We start from the raw sequence: 16,072 nt of genomic DNA on the forward strand, positions 1-16,072 counted from the left end.
GGCGCTCAGGCCGGGCGGCGCGAGCGGATCAGGTCGATGGCGCCCCAGAGGGCGGCATCCGCGCCGAGCCGCGCCCGGCGCACCGGCCGCCGCCCCTTGCCGATCACCGGCGAGAGCCTGTCGTCGACGAGGGCCGCGAGCGCGTCGAAAGGGTAGCCCGCCATCTCGACCACGCCGCCGCCGACCACCACCACTTCGGGATCGACGAAGCTCATCGCCATGGCGATCGACAAGGCCTGGTCGGCGAGGAAGGTCCGCAAGGCGTCGCGCAGCCGCGCGTCGTCGCTGGTGAAGGCCTCCGCGATCGCGACGCCATGCCCGGCCGCCAGATCGCGCAGCACGAGGCCCGAGGCATAGGCCTCGACGCAATCGACGGCGCCGCCGGTGCCGATCCGCCCCTCCCCGCGCAGCGGGACATGGCCGAGCTGCATGCGATAGGGACCGCCCGGCAGCGCGCCCGCGTCGAGGAAGGCCGCCCCGACGCCGGTTCCGAAATAGATGCCGAGCACGCGGCCATAGCCCGCCCCGGCGCCACGCAGGGCCTCGCCCCGCGTCTGGAGGGTCGCGTCGTGGTCGAGGATCACCGGCACGCCGCACCGCGCCTCCAGCGCGTCGGCGAAATGCTCGATCCGGAGCGTCGGGACGAGCGGCGTCTCGAGGATGCCGCGCCGCGTGGCGTCGAGAATGCCGGGAATGCCGACGACGATGCCGTCGAGGCCGGCGGGAAGATCCCGCGCCGTATCGCGCGCCATGTCGGCGAGCAGCGACAGCGGGTCGCCGGCGAGGAACCGCTCCGTCGCCATGTCCGCCCTCGCGACGACGGCGCCGGCCGCGTCGGCGACGAGCGCGCGGACATGGGTGCCGCCGATGTCGAAGACCAGGACATGCATGGCCGGGACGGCTCCTATGCGCGGACGGCGGCTTGAGGCCCGGCGGGGGATGTCGCGGCGGGGCGAGGCGGCCTCGGCCCCGCCGCGCCTTGGGTCAGTTCGCCGACTTGCCGCAGGTCGTCTGGGCGTTTTCCGGGGTGCAGACCTCGGTGCCGGTGATGATCATCGGCTCGACCTTGCCGCCCTTCGTCAGCTTGTCGAGCGCCATGATGGTCTCGTAACCCATGTCATAGGGCCGCTGGCCGACATTGAAGTGGCTGAGCCCCTTGGCGAGAAGCGGCAGCTGCGGACCGAAATTGTCGCCGAAGACGACCACGAGATCCTTCTTGTCCAGCCGGTCCTTCAGCGGCTCCATCGTCTGGGTATAGGCCTGGGGCGCGTATTGCGCCCAGCCGCCGACCGCGACGAAGGCGTCGAGATCCGGGTGGCTGGTCATCACGTCGCGCACCTGCTGGGCGGCGAGGTTGATGTCGTCGTTGTTGTAGACCGGGCAGCCGGCGGGCTCGGTCCAGCCGTTGGTGTCCTTCAGCGCCCCGGCCGGCTTGTCCTTGGTCGTGCCGGCGAGCGTGTCGCGGATGCCCTGGATGCGGCCGTTGAGATTCTCGGAGGCCGGCGCGCCGGACTGGATGCAGACCGTGCCGCCCTTCTTGCCCGATTCCAGCACCTTCTGCGCCAGCACCTTGCCGAACTCGTAATTGTCGGTGCCGATATAGGTCGCCCTCAGCTTGGCGTCCTCGGGCAGGACGTCGGTGTCGAAGGTCACGACCGGGATGTTCGCGTCGTTGGCCATCTTCAGGATGCGGGCCATCGCCTTCGGATTGCCGGCGGAGATGCCGATGCCGTCGACGCCGCGCGTGATGACGTCCTGCGCGAGCTGGACCTGGCGCGCCTCGTCATATTCGGTCGGGCCGATATAGGTGCATTTCACGTCGCCGAGCTTCTTGGCGGCGGCCTGGCAGCCGGCATCGATCGGCGGGCTGAAGGCATTGTTCAGGACCTTGAAGACCAGCGCGAACTCGCGTTCCGCCGCGCTGGCCGGCGCGGCCAGGGCGCCGGCGGCGAGACAGCCGGCGGCGACCATCGTCGCCAGTCTTGGTGTGGTGATCATCGTGTTCCTCCCCAGGTTCGATGTTCCATTCGTCCCCTCCGCCGTCACTTCCTGGCGGAACGGACCCTTTCGAGCAGCACCGCTCCCAGAATGAAGCTGCCCACGAAGAAGCCCTGCCAGAACGGGTTCACGCCCGCGATCAGCAGCGAGTTGCGGATGACCTCGACCAGCACCGCGCCGATCGCCGCGCCGATGGCGGTGCCGAAGCCGCCGACGAGGCTGGCGCCGCCGATGACGGTGGCCGCGATGACCTGGAGCTCGTAGCCGGTGCCGAGCGCGTTGGTGACGGCGCCGAGCCAGCCGACCAGGAAGATCGAGGTCAGCGCGGCCATCAGCCCGCTGAAGGCATAGGCCGAGACCTTGATCAGCTCCACCGGGATGCCGCAGAGGCGGGCGGCGTTCTCGTTGCCGCCGACGGCGAAGACATAGCGCCCCCAGCGCGTCTTCGTCAGAAGGAAGTGGAGGACGAGAATGCCGAGGGCGAGCGCGTAGATGACGTTCGGCAGGCCGAAGGTCTTGCCGCCGCCGAGCGCCAGGAGCTCGGCCGTCCAGGGCCCGAACTCGTAGAACACGGTGTTCTGGCTGACCACGAGGGCGAGGCTGCGCCCCATCGACAGCGCCGCCAATGTGACGACGAAGGGCGGCAGCTTGAGATAGGCGATGATCGCGCCGTTGAAGGCGCCGCAGAGGGCGCCGAGCGCCAGGACGGCGAGGATCGCCAGCGGCAGCGGCCAGCCGGCGACGAGCACGATGCCGAGCACGATGCCGCAGAGGCCGAGGATCGAGCCGACCGAGATGTCGATGCCGCCGCTGACGATGACCGGCGTCATGCCGAGCGCCATGATGCCGATGAAGCAGGCGTTCTGGAGGACGTTGAGGAGATTGCCGGCGGTGGCGAATTTCGGCGAGATCAGCGAGACGAGAAGGCCGAGCACCAGGATCGCGACGGCGATCCAGGCCTCCTGCGACGTCGCGAGACGCTTCACCGCCGAGTGCCGGGGCGCCGTCAGGAGATCGACATTCATGCCGTGCGGATCGGAGGACGAGGTCATGACGGTTCCGTTCCTCAGGCGGCCGCGATGGCCCCGGTGATGAGACCGGTGACTTCCTCGGGGCTCGACTCGGAGATCATCTTGTCGGCGACCTTGCGGCCGCGACGCATCACCACGACGCGGTCGCAGACCTCGAAGACGTCCGGCATGCGGTGGCTGATCAGGATGACGGCGAGCCCCTGGTCCTTCATGCGCCGGATGAGCGCCAGGACCTCGGCGACCTGCCGGACGCTGATGGCGGCCGTCGGCTCGTCCATCAGCACGATCTTCGACCGGGCGAGACGGGTCCTCGCGATGGCGACGGCCTGGCGCTGGCCGCCCGACATCCGCGCGACGAGATCCGCCGGGCGCGTCTCCGACTTCAGCTCGCGGAAGAGCTCGTCGGCCCGGGCGTTCATCCGCTTCTTGTCGATGATCCTGAACGGGCCCCAGCGCCGCATCAGCTCGCGGCCGAGAAAGACGTTGGCGGCGGCGGTGAGATTGTCGCAGAGCGCGAGGTCCTGATAGACGACCTCGATGCCGTGGCGGCGCGCATCGGACGGGCCGCTGAGATGCAGCGCCTTGCCTTCCATCATATAGGTGCCGGCCGTCGGCAGGAAGTTGCCGGCGATCGTCTTGACGAGCGTCGACTTGCCGGCGCCGTTGTCGCCCATCAGGCCGAGAACCTCACCCTCGTGGATGTCCAACGAGACATCGTTCAGGGCCCGGATCGCGCCGAAGTCCTTCACGATGCCTTCGAGGCGAGCCAGGACCGGCATGAGCGTATAACCCGAGATTCGCGACTGGAAGGAATAGCAAACACGCCCGTCTCGAAGCGTCAATCGCGAAGGTGACGCCGAGGCGGCGGAAGTCGTTCAATCCGTTGGACAAAACGCGCCGCGCACCACCACCGGAAGCATTCGGCCCGTTTGGCGGGCACCGCGGCTCAGCCCGGCTCCGCATCGCCGCGGGCGAGGCGGTCCAGATTCCCGATGACGCGTTCGAGGAGGGCGACGAACCGGGCGGCCTCCGCGTCGGACAAGCCGGCGAGCGCCTCGCGATTGCCCTGGAAGAGGGCCGCGCAGGCCTCCGGCAGCCGCGCCCGGGCGGCGGCGGTGAGCGCCACGCGGCTGCTGCGGCCATCGGCCGGATCGGGCGTGCGCCGGATCAGTCCGTCCCGCTCCATCCGCCCCAGCATCTGCGCCATGGAGGGCTGCTCGATCTTGGCGAAGCGCGCCAGATCGCGCTGCGTCGTCGCGACGCCCTCCTCCAGCGCGACGAGGACCGGCAGATAGCCCAGCCCGAAGCCGAGCGGCTTCAGGCGCGCTTCGCTGAGACGGGCGAAGCCGCGCGCCGCGACGCTGACGAGGTGGCCGGGGGTGACGAGAACGTCGGCGATGCGATCCGGGTCTTGCATAGGAGCCTATCTTGATGCATAGGTTCCTATATAGCACGGCGGACGGGTGCGGCAAGACGGCCTTTCCCTGGGGCTCGCGCCGTCGCGAGGATCGCGCCCGCCGCCCGCCGCATCGGTGTTTTTGGAAAGGCAGACGGGATGAGCCAGACGATCGAGACCCTTCGACATCTCTACGAACGCTTCAACGCCAAGGACCTCGACGGCGTCCTCGCCCTCCTGGCGGAGGATGTCGTCTGGGCCAATGGCATGGACGGCGGCCATGTCGAGGGCCATGCGGGGATCAGGGACTATTGGACGCGCCAATGGTCGCTCGTCGATCCGCATGTCGAGCCGCTGCGCTTCGACGCGGAGGGGGACGGGTCCGTCCTTGTGGCGGTCCGGCAGACCATCCGCGATCTCGCCGGCCATCCGATCGTGGAGAAGGGCCTGAAGGACAAGACGGTCGGCCATCTCTTCCGCTTCGCCGGCGGCAAGGTCGTCCGGTTCGACATCCGCGACATGGAATGATCGGGGCGCCGACGCGCGACGCGCCATTCGCCCATTCGCACGCAGTCGTTACAAGAACGCCATCGATCTTGCCGAGCCCGCCCTCTACCACTCGTTGGATCGACAGCGGGGCGATGGGCATGAAGCGGTTGCGAGAGTTTCTTTGGCCACTGATCGGATTGGCGGCCGTCGCGATCTCGGGCTATCTGCTCTATCATCGGCTGCAAGGCGTGTCCGTCGCCGATCTGAAGGCGAGTTTCGCGGCGATCCCGGTGCATCGCTTCCTGCTGGCCTCGGCCTCGACTCTCGTCGCCTATGCCGCGCTCGCCTGGTACGACCGGATCGCGCTCCTGCATCTCGGCGTGCGGCATATTTCCTGGCTGTTCATCTCCGTCTGCTCGTTCACGACCTACGCCCTTTCCCACAATATCGGCGCCTCGGTCTTCTCCGGCGCGCTGGTGCGCTACCGGGCCTATTCGGCCAAGGGCCTTTCGGCGGCGCAGGTGGCGGTGCTGGTCGCCCTCTGCTCCTTCACCTTCGGCCTCGGTACGCTGCTTCTCGGCGGCTTCACCCTCGCCTACGATCCCGCTCTCCTGGCCCGGCTCGAAGGCCAGCTGCCGCATGCGCTCACCAATCCGACAATCGCCCGGACGCTCGGGCTGGCGCTTCTCGCCGTCGTCGCGCTCTATGCGGCGGGGTCCATCCTGCATCTCCGCCCCGTCGCCATCCGCCAGTTCAAGCTCGAATATCCGCGTCCCGCCATCATGGCGCGGCAGCTCCTCGCCGCGCCGCTGGAGCTCGTCGGCGCCGCCGGGATCATCTATTTCGCGCTGCCGGAAGCCGGCAATCCCAGCTTCGTCACCGTGCTCGCGGTGTTCCTGGCCTCCTTCTCCGCCGCGCTCGTGTCGCATGCGCCGGGCGGGCTCGGGGTGTTCGAGATCATCTTCATCACCGCCATGCCCGATATCGAGGAGGCTGACGTGCTCGCCGCGCTCCTCGTCTTCCGGCTCTTCTATCTCCTCATCCCCTTCGCCATCGCGATCGTCGTGGTGCTGCTCTACGAACGCTCGCGGCTCCTGGGGAAATGGCGGGCGGAACGGCGGATGTCGCCGGAGACGGTGCCGGAGACACCGGCCCGGCGGCCCGAGTAGACGCCGCGGCCCGCGCCCGCGATCAGACATCCCGGGTGCCGGCAAGCCCCAAATCTCATGAGGATCGATGCCGGTTCGTTCGAGTTTTACGCATCAGACGACACGAGAACGGTCTTCCCGCGATGCGCAATCCCGAAATCGCCCCTGACGGCACCCTCTACGAGACCACCAGCTTTCGAACTCTCGGCTGGATCGGCGCGGTCTGCTTCACGCTCGGGCCGCCGGCCTTCCTCTACGAATGGTGGCTGATGTTCTACACGACGGCGGTCGAGGAGAATCCGAGCATCGGCCCGCTGATGGTGATCGCGTGCCTGGCGAGCTTCGCCAGCCTTCCCCTGATGATCGCCGGCCGTCGCAAGCGGATCTCGCCTTCGCCCTCCGTCGATCCGCTGCCGCGAATGGCGGCGCTCCGCCGGCACCGCGCCGATCCGACGCTCGCGCCCCAGCCGGGACACGCGCCGGTCTGACGGCTCCGCCCGCGCGGCGAGGAGCGGCATCGATGCGTTGGAACCGCCCCTCGTCTTCCGCGACGCGCCGCCCCTGCACCGCCCTCCCCTTCCAGGATCGAGCCATGAACCGCTACCGCCCGAACGAGCCGACCAGCCCGGTGCCGCTCGATCTTCTCACCTTGCTCCTGCGCTCGGACGAGGCCCGCATCGCCGAGACGGTGTCCAAGCTTTCGGAACGACAGCGCGCGGCGCTGGCGGTCTATTGCTATGCCCGCGCCCATATGCGGCCGCTCGGCCTCGTCGTCGCGCGCGGCTGCGCGCCCGGCGTTCTGGAAGCGGCGGGCGGAACGCTGGGCTTGGCGATCGCCGAGCAGGCCGAGAGCGGCGCGACCTTCGACGCCGATCCGCAGCGGCCGGGAAAGAAGAAGGTCACCCTCGCGAAATTCGCCGCCTGACGCGCCGAGGCGGCGGGACGGACGGGTGCGCGCGCAGGCGCGACGGCCTCATTCGAGGATGGCGGCGATCCTGGCGCCGATCTCGTCCAGAATATAGCCGGGAGCGGTCTCGACATATTGGCCGCCCCGCGCCCGGATATCCAGCGCTCGGACCTGGTCGCAGAGAGCGACGCCCGTCGTTCGAAGTCCCGTCCCCATCAAGGAGACCGCGAAGCCGGCGTTTCGTGGCGCGTTGCCGCCGAGCGTGATGGGCACGACCAGGGGGCGCCGCATCGCCGCGTTGAAGGCATCGGCCGAAACGATGATGACGAACCGTCGTCCCGCCTGTTCCGTCCCCTTGATCGGATTCAGGTCGACATGCCAGATCTCGCCGCGCTTCATCGCTCAGACGTCCTCGGCCCCCATCGGTCCGTCGTCGTACCAAGCCTGATCCTCCGCGCCGACCGGCGCCTCCGGATCGCATTGCGCCAGGAGATCCTCGAGCCTGTAGCGGGGCTTCCGAGAGACGATGACGATCGTCTTCGCCGCCTCGTCGAACTCGACGTCCAAGGCCGCATCCAACAGGAAGCCGCTCCGTTCGGCTTTTTCGACGACGGATGCGGGCATCGTCATGATCCGGGATCCGCCCGAGCGGCGGAGATGCGCGACGGCCATTGCTAAACCCCCACCGGCAAGTATCAGAAATATAACACTAGCGGGGCCCGTTGTCAGCAGGCATTCCGATCGCGGTCGACTGCGACCCTTGTCGGCGACCTCCGCCGTGACACCGCGTCCTCGAAGAGGTCGGGTCTCCGCGAACGCGCGCCTGTCTCAGACGTCCGGCGCGCTCCCCTTGTCCAGGATCGCCTTCAAGGCCTGGACCTCGGGACTGCCGGGGTTTCTTTGAATAAATTCCTGCACCGGCAACAGAGTTTCCTGGCCGCCCGAGGCTGCATTCGCGCGGTGGCGCACCATCATGCCCTCCGACCCCTCCTCCCGCAGGAGGAGCCAGTCGTCGCCATTGGAACTGCGATGGAACGTCAACGGAGGCATGTCGCGATCTCTCCTTCGGGCGATCAACGCGCGAAGGCCTCCCTTGGCTGCGCGACGGGCTCCCGGACCTAAGGAACGACCGAGCGATGCCATCCGAAACGAAGATCGAGAAGGCCGAGCGCCGCCTTCAGGAGGCCGAGGCCAATGTCGAACGGCATGAGGAACGGCTGGCGGAGCTGGAAAAAGGCGGCAATCCGGCCGCGACGGAGGCCGGGCATTCCATCCTGCGGGGCTTTCGCGACATGGCGCGCGTCATGAAGCTGCGCCTCTCCGAATTGCGGCACCGGCGGGACGGAACGCGGCGCTAGGTCGCGGCCTGCGCCTCTTCAGAGGCCGCGGCGCCGCGAAAGGCCCGGGCCGGTGAAGGCCCGGCCCGGGCGCGTGGCAGTGCGATCCGTTATTGCGGGATCGCCGAATATTTTCCGTCGTGCCAGCGGTTGATGTCGTAGCTGGCATTCTTCAGGTCGCCCTTCTCGTTGAAGATGACCGGGCCGACGACCGTGTCGATCGGCTGGCCGTTCTTCAGCGCCTCGGCGACCTTGGCCGGGTCGTCGGACTGCGCGCGCTCGATGCCGGCGGCGAAGGCCTGGATCACCGAATAGGAGAAGAGGGTGAAGCCCTCGGGCGAGAAGCCGCCGGCCTTGATCTTCTCCACGGCCGCCTTGGCCTCCGGCCGGCCCTGGGGATCGGCCGGGAAGACGAAGAGCGTGCCCTCGCCCGCCGCGCCGGCCACCTGCCAGAATTCGGGCGTCGCGATGGAATCCGGCATGATCATCTGGAACTTCGTGTCCCGCTCGGCGGCCTGCCGCAGGATCAGGCCGGCTTCCGGGTGATAACCGCCGAAATAGACCACGTCCGCCTTGAGCGTCTTCAGCTTGGTGACGAGCGCGGAATAGTCCTTCTCGCCGGCATTGAGGCCCTCGAAGCTGACCTCCTTCAGGCCGTTGGCGTTCATGCTCCTGCGCACCGCCTCGGCGATGCCCTGCCCATAGGCGGACTTGTCGTGCAGAATCACGATATTCTTGCCGGCATAGGTCTTGGCGATCCAGGGGCCGATGAAGTCGCCCTGGGCGTCGTCGCGGATATAGAGGCGCATGATGGTCGGCCAGCCGCTCTCGGCGGCGGTGTCGGTCAGCTTCGGGTTGGAGGAGGCGGGCGTCATCATCAGGGCGCCGCCATCGGCATAGACGGCCGCCGCCGGAATGCTGGAGCCCGAGCAGGCATGGCCGTCGATGAACATGATGCCTTCGCTGATGATGCGGTTGGCGACCGACACGGCCTGCTTCGGATCGCAGACGTCGTCCTCCATCTGAAGGCTGATCTGGCGGCCCATCACGCCGCCCTTGGCGTTGATCTCGGCGGCCGCCGCCTCGGCGCCCTGCTTGAACTGGTCGCCGAGCGCGGCGAGCGGGCCGGTCAGCGGGCCGGCGACGGCGATCCGCAGATCCTCCGCCTGCGCGGCCGTGCCGAGAACGAGGGCCGCCACGCCGGAAACGAGTGTCAGGGGCAGTCGCATGGAATTCCTCCGCAGATGCCCGCCTCCTGGCCGGTTCGCTCTTCGGGCGGGCGCGCCTTGCCTATGAATCGTTTGGGGAGACGAGTCCACCGCCCGGCCGGGCCCGGCCTCGGGCAAGGCGCGGGAATTGGCGTCGTGCCTGTCGTTCGGCGGCGGGCACGCGCCGCGACCCTTCGCCGAGGTCGCTACAGAGTGTCGCGGCGCCGGCCCGGAAAGGCCGCCGGGCCTGCCGGCGCGGGAACCCGCATGAGACGGCTACCCAATCGCCGCGCGCCGGACGATCGATCCGCAACGTCTCCGCCCTTTCTCCCGCTTCCTTGATGAACCGCTCCGGTTCGAATTCGGGAGGCTCCCATGCACCGCCGCCAGATGCTTTCGTCCGCCATCGCCATATCCGCCGTCCTCGTCGCCGGCTCGGCCTTCGCGCAGGAAACCGCCAAGACGACCGATCCCGAAAAGATGGGCGAGGCCGAGACGAAGCATTCGATGATGACCATGAAGGTCGGCGCCCTGTCGCTGGCCACCAGCCGCATCGCGGCGAAGAAGGAGACGGGGCCGAAGGTGGCGGAATTCGCCATGTTCGAGGTCGCCGAGCAGGAGACCATCGCCGACATCCTGAAATCCATGAAGATGGACGAGAGCGCCGCCAAGGGCGAGGTCGCCAAGCCGACCGACGCCGAGGTGATGGAGATGCTGGATGCCGAGGGCCGGCAGATGGTCGAGAAGCTGGACAAGCTCTCGGGCAAGGAATTCTCCACCATGTATGTGACGGCCCAGACCGAAGGCCACCAGAAGCTTCTCGCCATCCAGGAGGACTATCTGAAGGTCGGCAAGAACCGCGAGCATCTGAACGTCACGAAGCTCGCGCGCGGCCAGATCAAGGAGCATCTGAAGCTGCTCGCCGATCTCAAGACCGAGCTCGGCTGATCGCGCGCCGTCGCGGGTTCTCCGCGCCGGGATGACGAAGCGGCGCGACGGCTTGACCCGGCCGCGCGCCCCGGACCCTTGCAAAGTCCGGAGCCTCGGCGTCGCGCCCGGAGGCGGTCAGGCGGCGCCGAGGAGCGGCGCCAGCACCTCGGCTTCGTCCTCGTGGTCGAGAAGGCGCTCGGCGCAGGCCTCCGCCCGGCCGAAGAACTCGTCGGCATCCAGCCAGACGAGATCCGCCGGGGCCGAGAACGGCCCGACCGCGACCTCTCCCCAGACCGCCGAGGCGACGAGCCGGCCGTCCTCCGTCGTCGTCCAGTGGAGGATGTCGGGCCGCCCCTCCGGCGCGCCGCGCGGGAGGAGCGCGGCGGTCAGCGGCAGGCGGATCATCTCCCAGGCGAGGGCCGAGGCCGAGGCCGGCCAGTCGAGCGGCGCGCCGAGCGCCAGATCGGCGAGCCCGTCCGCATAGGAATCGGACCAGGAATCGAGGGCGGCGGCGCGCGCCATCGCCTCGGCCTCCAGCTCCTCCTCCGTTGCCTCGTCCCTGCTGGCGCGCGGCGGCGGCACCAGCTCGATGCCGACGAGGGCGCCGAAGGCGATGGCGCCCGGCGCGTCCGACCGTTCGTCGCAAAGCGCCGAAAGAACGGCGGGCACGGACTCGCCCGAGGGGGCCGCCGCGCCGGACAGCGTCGCGGCGAGGATCTCGGCGAGGGCGTCATGCAGGGCGCGGACGCGCCCCGGCCCCACCTCGTCCGGCGCGAAGCCGGAGAACGGCAGGAGACGCGGCAGGACGAGGCAGGTTCCCCGTTCGGCGACGACGCCGGACTCGTGCAGCGACGCCGCGAGCCGGCCGGTCTCCGCCGGATCGCCCGCGAAGGCGGCGACGGCCGCCGGCGCCCCGGCCAGCGGGCAGAGGAACAGCCGCGTCCCCCAGGCCTCGCCGGCGCCGCCCGGGGCGGAGGCGAGCGTCAGACCGCCGAGCCCGGCCTCGGCATAGGCCTCGGTGCGGAAATCGACATAGGCGTCTTCCAGGATGTCGTGGAGATCGTCGGCGAGGCGCCGCCAGGCGGCGTCGAAATCCGGGCGCGACAGGCTGGCGCCGAGCGTGCGGGCGCCGTCGTCGCCGGCGGCGAAGGCCGCCGCCGCCTTGAGGATCGCGCTCTCGGTCGGCGTCCTCGCCCGCTTCACCGCCTGTCGGGCGATCTTCGCCGATGCGCGCCTGTCTGCCCGGTTGGCCATGGAACGTCCCGTGTTTCGCGGCGTGACCGCCGCCCTTCGCGGGGTTGCCTAGTCCGGTCGGGCGGCTTCGTCCACCGTGCCGCGCGGGGCGGCCAGCGCGTCGAGCGCGTCGTAGAGCGGCTGGCTCTGGGCGTAGAGCCGGTCGAAGATGGGCTGCATGCGGGCATAGAGCTCGGCCCAGGCAGGCTCCGGGGCGATCTCGGCGCCGTGGCGCACCAGGGCGCCCGCCGCCGCGACGAGATCGCGGTGCCGGCCCGTCGCGGTCTGGGCGAGCGCGGCGCAGCCGACGACGCCGCATTCCGCCTCCTCCGGCACCAGGATCGGCACGCCGTAGATGCTGGCCTTGATGCGCAGCCAGAGCTCGGTCTTGGCGCCGCCGCCCGACGCGATCACCCGCTCCACCGGCCGCCCGGCGGCGCGCTCCATGATGCGCAGATGCCGTGCCGCCGCGAAGCCGACGCCTTCCAGAATCGCGCGCTGCATCTCGGGCAGGCCGTGGGCGGCGGCGAGGCCGAAGAACTGCGCCCGCGCATTGCGGTGCCGCCCCAGCCGCTCGCCCGCGAGATAGGGCAGGAAGAACAGGGCGTCGGAGCCGGGCCGGGCCTCGGCCGCCTGCGCCACCAGCCGCTCGTAGCCGCTCGCATTGCCGTGGAGCGCCCGGCGCGCCCAGCGCATGCCGTCGCCGCCGGTCTCCAGCAGCACGAAGGGCCCCCAATTGCCCTCCACCGTCGCCACGTTGCAGATCTCGGGATCGAGCAGCGGCGCCTTCGCGATGAGGGTGAGGATGCAGGACGTGCCGGTGACATCCGAGGCGAGGCCCGGCCGACAGGCGCCGGAGCCGTAGAGCGCCATCGGATAGTCGGCGCCGCCGACCAGCACCGGCGTGCCCTCGAGGAGCCCGGTCTCCCGCGCCGCCTCGCGCGTCACGGTGCCGAGGATCTCCAGCCCGTCGCGGATCGGCGGCAGGAGCGCGCGGTCGAGGCCGAAGAGCGCGGCGAGCTCCGCCGACCAGGCGCCGCTTCCGGCGTCCATCAGGAAGGAGCAGGAGGCGTCGCCCCGGTCCATCGCCACCTCGCCGGTGAGGCGGAGATTGACGAAGTCCTTCGGCATCAGGACATGGGCCGCGCGCGCGAAGGCGGCCGGATCGTCGTCGCGCAGCCAGGCGAGCTTGAAGGCCGGCCAGGCGGGCGTCGCCGGATTGGCGGTGAGCGGCAGATAGTCCCGTGCGGCATGGGTCGCCTCGAAGGCGGCGACGCGCTCCACCGTGCGCTTGTCGTTCCAGAGCGGCGCGGTCGGCCGCACCGGGCGGCCCTCGGCATCGACCAGCACCGTGCCGTGCATCTGGCCGCAGGCCGCGACGGCTTCGATCCGCGCGGCGGCCTCCGGCACGCGGTTCAGCACCGCGCGCACGGCCCGCGCCGCGCCGCGCCACCAGCCCTCCACCTCCTGCTCGGCCCAGCCGAAGGCCGGCACGATCTGCTGCTGCTCCACCGCGTCCAGCGCCAGGATCGCGCCGCCGCGATCGACCAGCGCCGCCCGGACGCTGCCGGTGCCGACATCGATGGACAGAGTGAGGTCCTTCACCAAGGGGGCGCGCGCCATGGCGTCAGCCTCCCCGAACCGGCCGCATGTCCGGCTCGGCCGCGCCGGAGCGGCGGCGATCCGCAAGCTTCAACATCGTCACCCCCCTGCCGGCCTACACCGGATCATGTACTAAACTTACAAGAAATTGCCTCGCACGCCACGATCATTCGTTGCTGCGGCGCAAAAAGCACCGCGTAAGCGCGTTCGCGTTGCGGAGCGCCGATTTTTGTGTAGTTTAATTACAGGAATTGGCGGCTCGGACCTCGGTCCGCCCGCCCGCATCGCCTGGGGGAGGATCAAGCGTGACGATCATGGAGCCGGTCCGCTGTACCGTCGAGATCGAAGAGGGACGGCTCGCCGGGGGCACGGGCCGCTACGAGAAGCGCCTGTCGGACCTTCACGGCATCTATGCCGACGAGGCGGCCTTCGCCGCTCTCCTGGCGTCCGGCGACCCGGTCGTCTACGCGGTGGAGGACCTGAAGCCGACGCTCGGGGCGGGCGACATGATCTTCGGCATCACCCGCATGGCGCCCGGCCGGGTGGGCGAGGAATATTTCGTCACGCGCGGCCATATCCATGCCGTCGCCAACCGGCCCGAGATCTATTACGGCGAAAGCGGCGCGGGCCTGATGCTCCTGGAATCGCCGGACGGCGAGATCCGCATCGTCGAGATCGGCCCGAAGACCGTCTGCTACGTGCCGCCCTACTGGATCCACCGCTCGGTGAATGTCGGCGCGGAGGATCTGGTGATGACCTTCGCCTATCCGGCCGATTCCGGCCAGGACTACGACATCATCGCCCGCGCCGGCGGCATGCGCCAGCGCATCGTGGCGGACGGGGCGACGGGCTGGCGCGCGGTGGACAATGCCGCCTATCGCCCGCGCGACGCCGCCGAAGTCGAGCGCGTCTTCGCCACCGCCGCCTGACCGGACGATGCCCGTGACCCTGGAGCCCGCCACGCGGCCGACCTTCTACTTCATCGGCGTGACCACGGCGAAGAGTTCGATCATGCGGGTCTTTCCCGCCTGGGCGCGCCATCTCGGCCTCGGCGAGGCGGTGATCAAGGGCCTGGACTTCCCGCTCCATGCCGATCCCGCCGCCTATCGCGAGGCCGTCGCCTTCATCAAGGCCGATCCCCTGTCGCTCGGCGCGCTTGTGACGACGCACAAGATCGACCTCTTCAAGGCCTGCCGCGACCTCTTCGACGAGATCGACCCGCTGGCCGCCGCCATGGACGAGACGAGCTGCCTGTCGAAGCGCCAGGGCCGGCTCGTCTGCCATGCCAAGGACCCGATCACCTCCGGCCTCGCGCTTGACGCCTTCCTGCCGCCGGACCATTTCGCGCAGACGGGGGCGGAGCTTCTCTCCATCGGCGCCGGCGGCTCGACCATCGCCATCGTCTGGGCCCTGACGCGGCTGGAACGCGGCGCGAACCGCCCCTCGCGCATCACCGTCTCCGACCGCGATCCGGAGCGGCTCGCCGAGATCCGCCGCCTCCATGCCGCGCTGCCGCCGGGCGTGCCGATCCACTATGTGCTCGCCGAGACGCCGGTGACCAACGACGCGCTGGTCGGGGGGCTGAAGCCCGGCTCGCTCACCGTCAACGCCACCGGCCTCGGCAAGGACGCGCCGGGCTCGCCGCTGACGGAGGCCGCCCGCTTTCCGAACGGCGGCATCGCCTGGGACCTCAACTATCGCGGCGATCTCGTCTTTCTCGATCAGGCGAGAGCGCAGGCGGACGCAAGCGACCTCCAAGTGGAGAACGGCTGGGTCTATTTCATCCATGGCTGGACGCGGGTGATCGCCGAGGTCTTCGCCATCGACATCCCGACCGCCGGGCCGGATTTCGACGCCATCTCCCGCATCGCCGACGATCTCGGCAAGGCGGCCTGAGCGCCGTGGCGGCCAGTCTCACCGAAACGCGCGTCGCGGCGCCGCTGGCCGAGCGCCTCGTCGCCGACAGCGGCGCCGATGTCGTGCTGCACTGGCTCGGGCAGGCCGGATTCCTCATCCAGGCCGGGCGCCACCGGCTGCTGATCGATCCCTATCTCTCCGACACGCTGGCCGAGAAATATCGCGGCCGCGCGACGCCGCACGAACGGCTGATGCCGGCGCCGATCGAGCCGGAGGCGCTCGGCGCCGTCGATCTCGTCATCGTCACCCATCACCATACCGACCATATGGACCCCGGCACGCTCGCCCCCCTCGCCGCCCGCCTGCCGGGCCTGCGCTTCGTCGTGCCGAAGGCGAGCGCGGCGGAGGCGATGCGCCGGGCGGGCGTCTCGCCCGAACGGCTGATCGCGATGGAGGCCGGCGAGAAGACAGAGCCGCTGCCCGGCCTCGTAGTGACGGCGACGCGCGCCGCGCACGAGACGCTGGAGCGCGACGCGGAAGGCCATCACCGCTTTCTCGGCTACGGCCTTTCCTTCGCGCATCCGGCCCGCGCGCCGCTCACCCTCTTCCATTCCGGCGACACGGTGCCCTTTCCCGGCCAGGTCGAGGAGGTGCGGGCGCTCCGCGCCGATCTGGCGCTTCTGCCCGTCAACGGCCGCTCCGCCGCCCTCGCCGCGCAAGGCATCGCCGGCAATCTGACGCTGGACGAGGCGCTGGCGCTGACGGGCGCCGTCGGCATTCCGGCCATGATCGCCCATCATCATGGCCTCTTCGCCTTCAACACGCGGTCCCTGCCGGAGATCGAGGCGAAGGCGGCCGAGCCCGGTCTCGGCGCCCGGCTCGTTCCTGCCCGCATCGGGTCGGAAATCCGGCTTGCCGCCGCAGACAGGGCCTGAC

At 69.7% G+C, this 16,072-nt stretch carries 20 protein-coding genes; 9 read left to right on the forward strand and 11 right to left on the reverse strand.

What is annotated here, in order from left to right; genetic code table 11:
• Nucleotides 1-5 precede the first annotated feature (5 nt).
• The 5 genes from IEY14_RS16590 to IEY14_RS16610 form a co-directional block, all read right to left on the reverse strand.
• Nucleotides 6-890, reverse strand: coding sequence for an ROK family protein (locus IEY14_RS16590; RefSeq protein ID WP_188910456.1), 885 nt, complete (start codon nucleotides 888-890; stop codon nucleotides 6-8).
• 94 nt (nucleotides 891-984) lie between these two features.
• The gene (locus tag IEY14_RS16595) at nucleotides 985-1,998 is read right to left on the reverse strand and encodes a sugar-binding protein (RefSeq protein ID WP_188910458.1); all 1,014 of its coding nucleotides are present in this window, start codon (nucleotides 1,996-1,998) and stop codon (nucleotides 985-987) included.
• Between the two features lie 44 nt (nucleotides 1,999-2,042).
• Nucleotides 2,043-3,023, reverse strand: a complete 981-nt coding sequence (locus tag IEY14_RS16600; RefSeq protein ID WP_244639544.1) for an ABC transporter permease — start codon at nucleotides 3,021-3,023, stop codon at nucleotides 2,043-2,045.
• Nucleotides 3,024-3,064: 41 nt separating this feature from the next.
• Complete coding sequence (locus tag IEY14_RS16605) at nucleotides 3,065-3,808, reverse strand: ATP-binding cassette domain-containing protein (protein WP_188910462.1); 744 nt, start codon at nucleotides 3,806-3,808, stop codon at nucleotides 3,065-3,067.
• A 167-nt stretch (nucleotides 3,809-3,975) separates the two neighbouring features.
• Nucleotides 3,976-4,446, reverse strand: coding sequence for a MarR family winged helix-turn-helix transcriptional regulator (locus tag IEY14_RS16610; RefSeq protein ID WP_188910464.1), 471 nt, complete (start codon nucleotides 4,444-4,446; stop codon nucleotides 3,976-3,978).
• 138 nt (nucleotides 4,447-4,584) lie between these two features.
• On the opposite strand from IEY14_RS16610, the gene IEY14_RS16615 reads away from it, so the two are divergent.
• The 4 genes from IEY14_RS16615 to IEY14_RS16630 all read left to right on the forward strand — a co-directional run bounded on the left by IEY14_RS16615 (nucleotide 4,585) and on the right by IEY14_RS16630 (nucleotide 6,987).
• Complete coding sequence (locus tag IEY14_RS16615) at nucleotides 4,585-4,953, forward strand: nuclear transport factor 2 family protein (RefSeq protein WP_188910466.1); 369 nt, start codon at nucleotides 4,585-4,587, stop codon at nucleotides 4,951-4,953.
• Between the two features lie 119 nt (nucleotides 4,954-5,072).
• Nucleotides 5,073-6,083: a lysylphosphatidylglycerol synthase domain-containing protein gene (locus IEY14_RS16620; protein ID WP_188910468.1), complete on the forward strand. Its 1,011-nt coding sequence runs from the start codon at nucleotides 5,073-5,075 to the stop codon at nucleotides 6,081-6,083.
• A 122-nt stretch (nucleotides 6,084-6,205) separates the two neighbouring features.
• The gene (locus IEY14_RS16625; protein WP_188910470.1) at nucleotides 6,206-6,550 is read left to right on the forward strand and encodes a hypothetical protein; all 345 of its coding nucleotides are present in this window, start codon (nucleotides 6,206-6,208) and stop codon (nucleotides 6,548-6,550) included.
• Nucleotides 6,551-6,654: 104 nt separating this feature from the next.
• The gene (locus IEY14_RS16630) at nucleotides 6,655-6,987 is read left to right on the forward strand and encodes a hypothetical protein (RefSeq protein WP_188910472.1); all 333 of its coding nucleotides are present in this window, start codon (nucleotides 6,655-6,657) and stop codon (nucleotides 6,985-6,987) included.
• A gap of 48 nt (nucleotides 6,988-7,035) precedes the next feature.
• Here IEY14_RS16630 and IEY14_RS16635 read toward each other — a convergent pair whose 3' ends face one another.
• From IEY14_RS16635 to IEY14_RS16645, 3 genes are all read right to left on the reverse strand, one after another.
• Nucleotides 7,036-7,368 carry a type II toxin-antitoxin system PemK/MazF family toxin gene (locus IEY14_RS16635; protein ID WP_188910474.1) on the reverse strand — a complete coding sequence of 111 codons (333 nt, stop codon included), beginning with the start codon at nucleotides 7,366-7,368 and terminating at the stop codon, nucleotides 7,036-7,038.
• Nucleotides 7,369-7,371: 3 nt separating this feature from the next.
• Complete coding sequence (locus IEY14_RS16640) at nucleotides 7,372-7,599, reverse strand: AbrB/MazE/SpoVT family DNA-binding domain-containing protein (protein WP_188910476.1); 228 nt, start codon at nucleotides 7,597-7,599, stop codon at nucleotides 7,372-7,374.
• Nucleotides 7,600-7,797: 198 nt separating this feature from the next.
• Nucleotides 7,798-8,019 (reverse strand): hypothetical protein, encoded by a 222-nt coding sequence (locus IEY14_RS16645; protein ID WP_188910477.1) that lies wholly within the window; start codon nucleotides 8,017-8,019, stop codon nucleotides 7,798-7,800.
• Between the two features lie 86 nt (nucleotides 8,020-8,105).
• Between IEY14_RS16645 and IEY14_RS16650 the strand changes: the two genes are divergently transcribed.
• Nucleotides 8,106-8,327: a hypothetical protein gene (locus IEY14_RS16650; protein WP_188910479.1), complete on the forward strand. Its 222-nt coding sequence runs from the start codon at nucleotides 8,106-8,108 to the stop codon at nucleotides 8,325-8,327.
• A gap of 89 nt (nucleotides 8,328-8,416) precedes the next feature.
• On the opposite strand, the gene IEY14_RS16655 is transcribed toward IEY14_RS16650, so the two are convergent.
• Nucleotides 8,417-9,535, reverse strand: a complete 1,119-nt coding sequence (locus tag IEY14_RS16655; RefSeq protein ID WP_188910481.1) for an ABC transporter substrate-binding protein — start codon at nucleotides 9,533-9,535, stop codon at nucleotides 8,417-8,419.
• 354 nt (nucleotides 9,536-9,889) lie between these two features.
• Here IEY14_RS16655 and IEY14_RS16660 point away from each other — a divergent pair, with 354 nt between their 5' ends.
• Nucleotides 9,890-10,462, forward strand: a complete 573-nt coding sequence (locus IEY14_RS16660) for a DUF4142 domain-containing protein (protein ID WP_244639526.1) — start codon at nucleotides 9,890-9,892, stop codon at nucleotides 10,460-10,462.
• Between the two features lie 117 nt (nucleotides 10,463-10,579).
• Here IEY14_RS16660 and IEY14_RS16665 read toward each other — a convergent pair whose 3' ends face one another.
• Both IEY14_RS16665 and IEY14_RS16670 read right to left on the reverse strand, forming a co-directional pair.
• Complete coding sequence (locus IEY14_RS16665; protein WP_188910483.1) at nucleotides 10,580-11,698, reverse strand: hypothetical protein; 1,119 nt, start codon at nucleotides 11,696-11,698, stop codon at nucleotides 10,580-10,582.
• Nucleotides 11,699-11,746: 48 nt separating this feature from the next.
• Nucleotides 11,747-13,300, reverse strand: coding sequence for a xylulokinase (locus IEY14_RS16670; protein ID WP_373288990.1), 1,554 nt, complete (start codon nucleotides 13,298-13,300; stop codon nucleotides 11,747-11,749).
• A 293-nt stretch (nucleotides 13,301-13,593) separates the two neighbouring features.
• Between IEY14_RS16670 and IEY14_RS16675 the strand changes: the two genes are divergently transcribed.
• The 3 genes from IEY14_RS16675 (at nucleotide 13,594) to IEY14_RS16685 (ending at nucleotide 16,071) form a co-directional block, all read left to right on the forward strand.
• The gene (locus IEY14_RS16675) at nucleotides 13,594-14,208 is read left to right on the forward strand and encodes a glucose-6-phosphate isomerase (RefSeq protein WP_188910801.1); all 615 of its coding nucleotides are present in this window, start codon (nucleotides 13,594-13,596) and stop codon (nucleotides 14,206-14,208) included.
• A gap of 82 nt (nucleotides 14,209-14,290) precedes the next feature.
• On the forward strand, nucleotides 14,291-15,175 hold the full coding sequence (locus IEY14_RS16680) for a shikimate dehydrogenase family protein (RefSeq protein ID WP_244639545.1): 885 nt from the start codon (nucleotides 14,291-14,293) through the stop codon (nucleotides 15,173-15,175).
• A gap of 5 nt (nucleotides 15,176-15,180) precedes the next feature.
• Complete coding sequence (locus IEY14_RS16685) at nucleotides 15,181-16,071, forward strand: MBL fold metallo-hydrolase (protein ID WP_244639527.1); 891 nt, start codon at nucleotides 15,181-15,183, stop codon at nucleotides 16,069-16,071.
• Nucleotide 16,072 lies beyond the last annotated feature (1 nt).

Origin of the sequence: Aureimonas endophytica, from assembly GCF_014642635.1 — a bacterium.
Taxonomy (GTDB): domain Bacteria; phylum Pseudomonadota; class Alphaproteobacteria; order Rhizobiales; family Rhizobiaceae; genus Plantimonas; species Plantimonas endophytica.

Excerpts from the sequence above, each read along its gene's own strand:
- IEY14_RS16590 (WP_188910456.1), bottom strand. The coding sequence starts at position 890 with ATGCATGTCCTGGTCTTCGACATCGGCGGCACCCATGTCCGCGCGCTC.
- IEY14_RS16595 (WP_188910458.1), bottom strand. The coding sequence starts at position 1,998 with ATGATCACCACACCAAGACTGGCGACGATGGTCGCCGCCGGCTGTCTC.
- IEY14_RS16600 (WP_244639544.1), bottom strand. The coding sequence starts at position 3,023 with ATGAATGTCGATCTCCTGACGGCGCCCCGGCACTCGGCGGTGAAGCGT.
- IEY14_RS16605 (WP_188910462.1), bottom strand. The coding sequence starts at position 3,808 with ATGCCGGTCCTGGCTCGCCTCGAAGGCATCGTGAAGGACTTCGGCGCG.
- IEY14_RS16610 (WP_188910464.1), bottom strand. The coding sequence starts at position 4,446 with ATGCAAGACCCGGATCGCATCGCCGACGTTCTCGTCACCCCCGGCCAC.
- IEY14_RS16615 (WP_188910466.1), top strand. The coding sequence starts at position 4,585 with ATGAGCCAGACGATCGAGACCCTTCGACATCTCTACGAACGCTTCAAC.
- IEY14_RS16620 (WP_188910468.1), top strand. The coding sequence starts at position 5,073 with ATGAAGCGGTTGCGAGAGTTTCTTTGGCCACTGATCGGATTGGCGGCC.
- IEY14_RS16625 (WP_188910470.1), top strand. The coding sequence starts at position 6,206 with ATGCGCAATCCCGAAATCGCCCCTGACGGCACCCTCTACGAGACCACC.
- IEY14_RS16630 (WP_188910472.1), top strand. The coding sequence starts at position 6,655 with ATGAACCGCTACCGCCCGAACGAGCCGACCAGCCCGGTGCCGCTCGAT.
- IEY14_RS16635 (WP_188910474.1), bottom strand. The coding sequence starts at position 7,368 with ATGAAGCGCGGCGAGATCTGGCATGTCGACCTGAATCCGATCAAGGGG.
- IEY14_RS16640 (WP_188910476.1), bottom strand. The coding sequence starts at position 7,599 with ATGACGATGCCCGCATCCGTCGTCGAAAAAGCCGAACGGAGCGGCTTC.
- IEY14_RS16645 (WP_188910477.1), bottom strand. The coding sequence starts at position 8,019 with ATGCCTCCGTTGACGTTCCATCGCAGTTCCAATGGCGACGACTGGCTC.
- IEY14_RS16650 (WP_188910479.1), top strand. The coding sequence starts at position 8,106 with ATGCCATCCGAAACGAAGATCGAGAAGGCCGAGCGCCGCCTTCAGGAG.
- IEY14_RS16655 (WP_188910481.1), bottom strand. The coding sequence starts at position 9,535 with ATGCGACTGCCCCTGACACTCGTTTCCGGCGTGGCGGCCCTCGTTCTC.
- IEY14_RS16660 (WP_244639526.1), top strand. The coding sequence starts at position 9,890 with ATGCACCGCCGCCAGATGCTTTCGTCCGCCATCGCCATATCCGCCGTC.
- IEY14_RS16665 (WP_188910483.1), bottom strand. The coding sequence starts at position 11,698 with ATGGCCAACCGGGCAGACAGGCGCGCATCGGCGAAGATCGCCCGACAG.
- IEY14_RS16670 (WP_373288990.1), bottom strand. The coding sequence starts at position 13,300 with ATGGCGCGCGCCCCCTTGGTGAAGGACCTCACTCTGTCCATCGATGTC.
- IEY14_RS16675 (WP_188910801.1), top strand. The coding sequence starts at position 13,594 with ATGGAGCCGGTCCGCTGTACCGTCGAGATCGAAGAGGGACGGCTCGCC.
- IEY14_RS16680 (WP_244639545.1), top strand. The coding sequence starts at position 14,291 with ATGCGGGTCTTTCCCGCCTGGGCGCGCCATCTCGGCCTCGGCGAGGCG.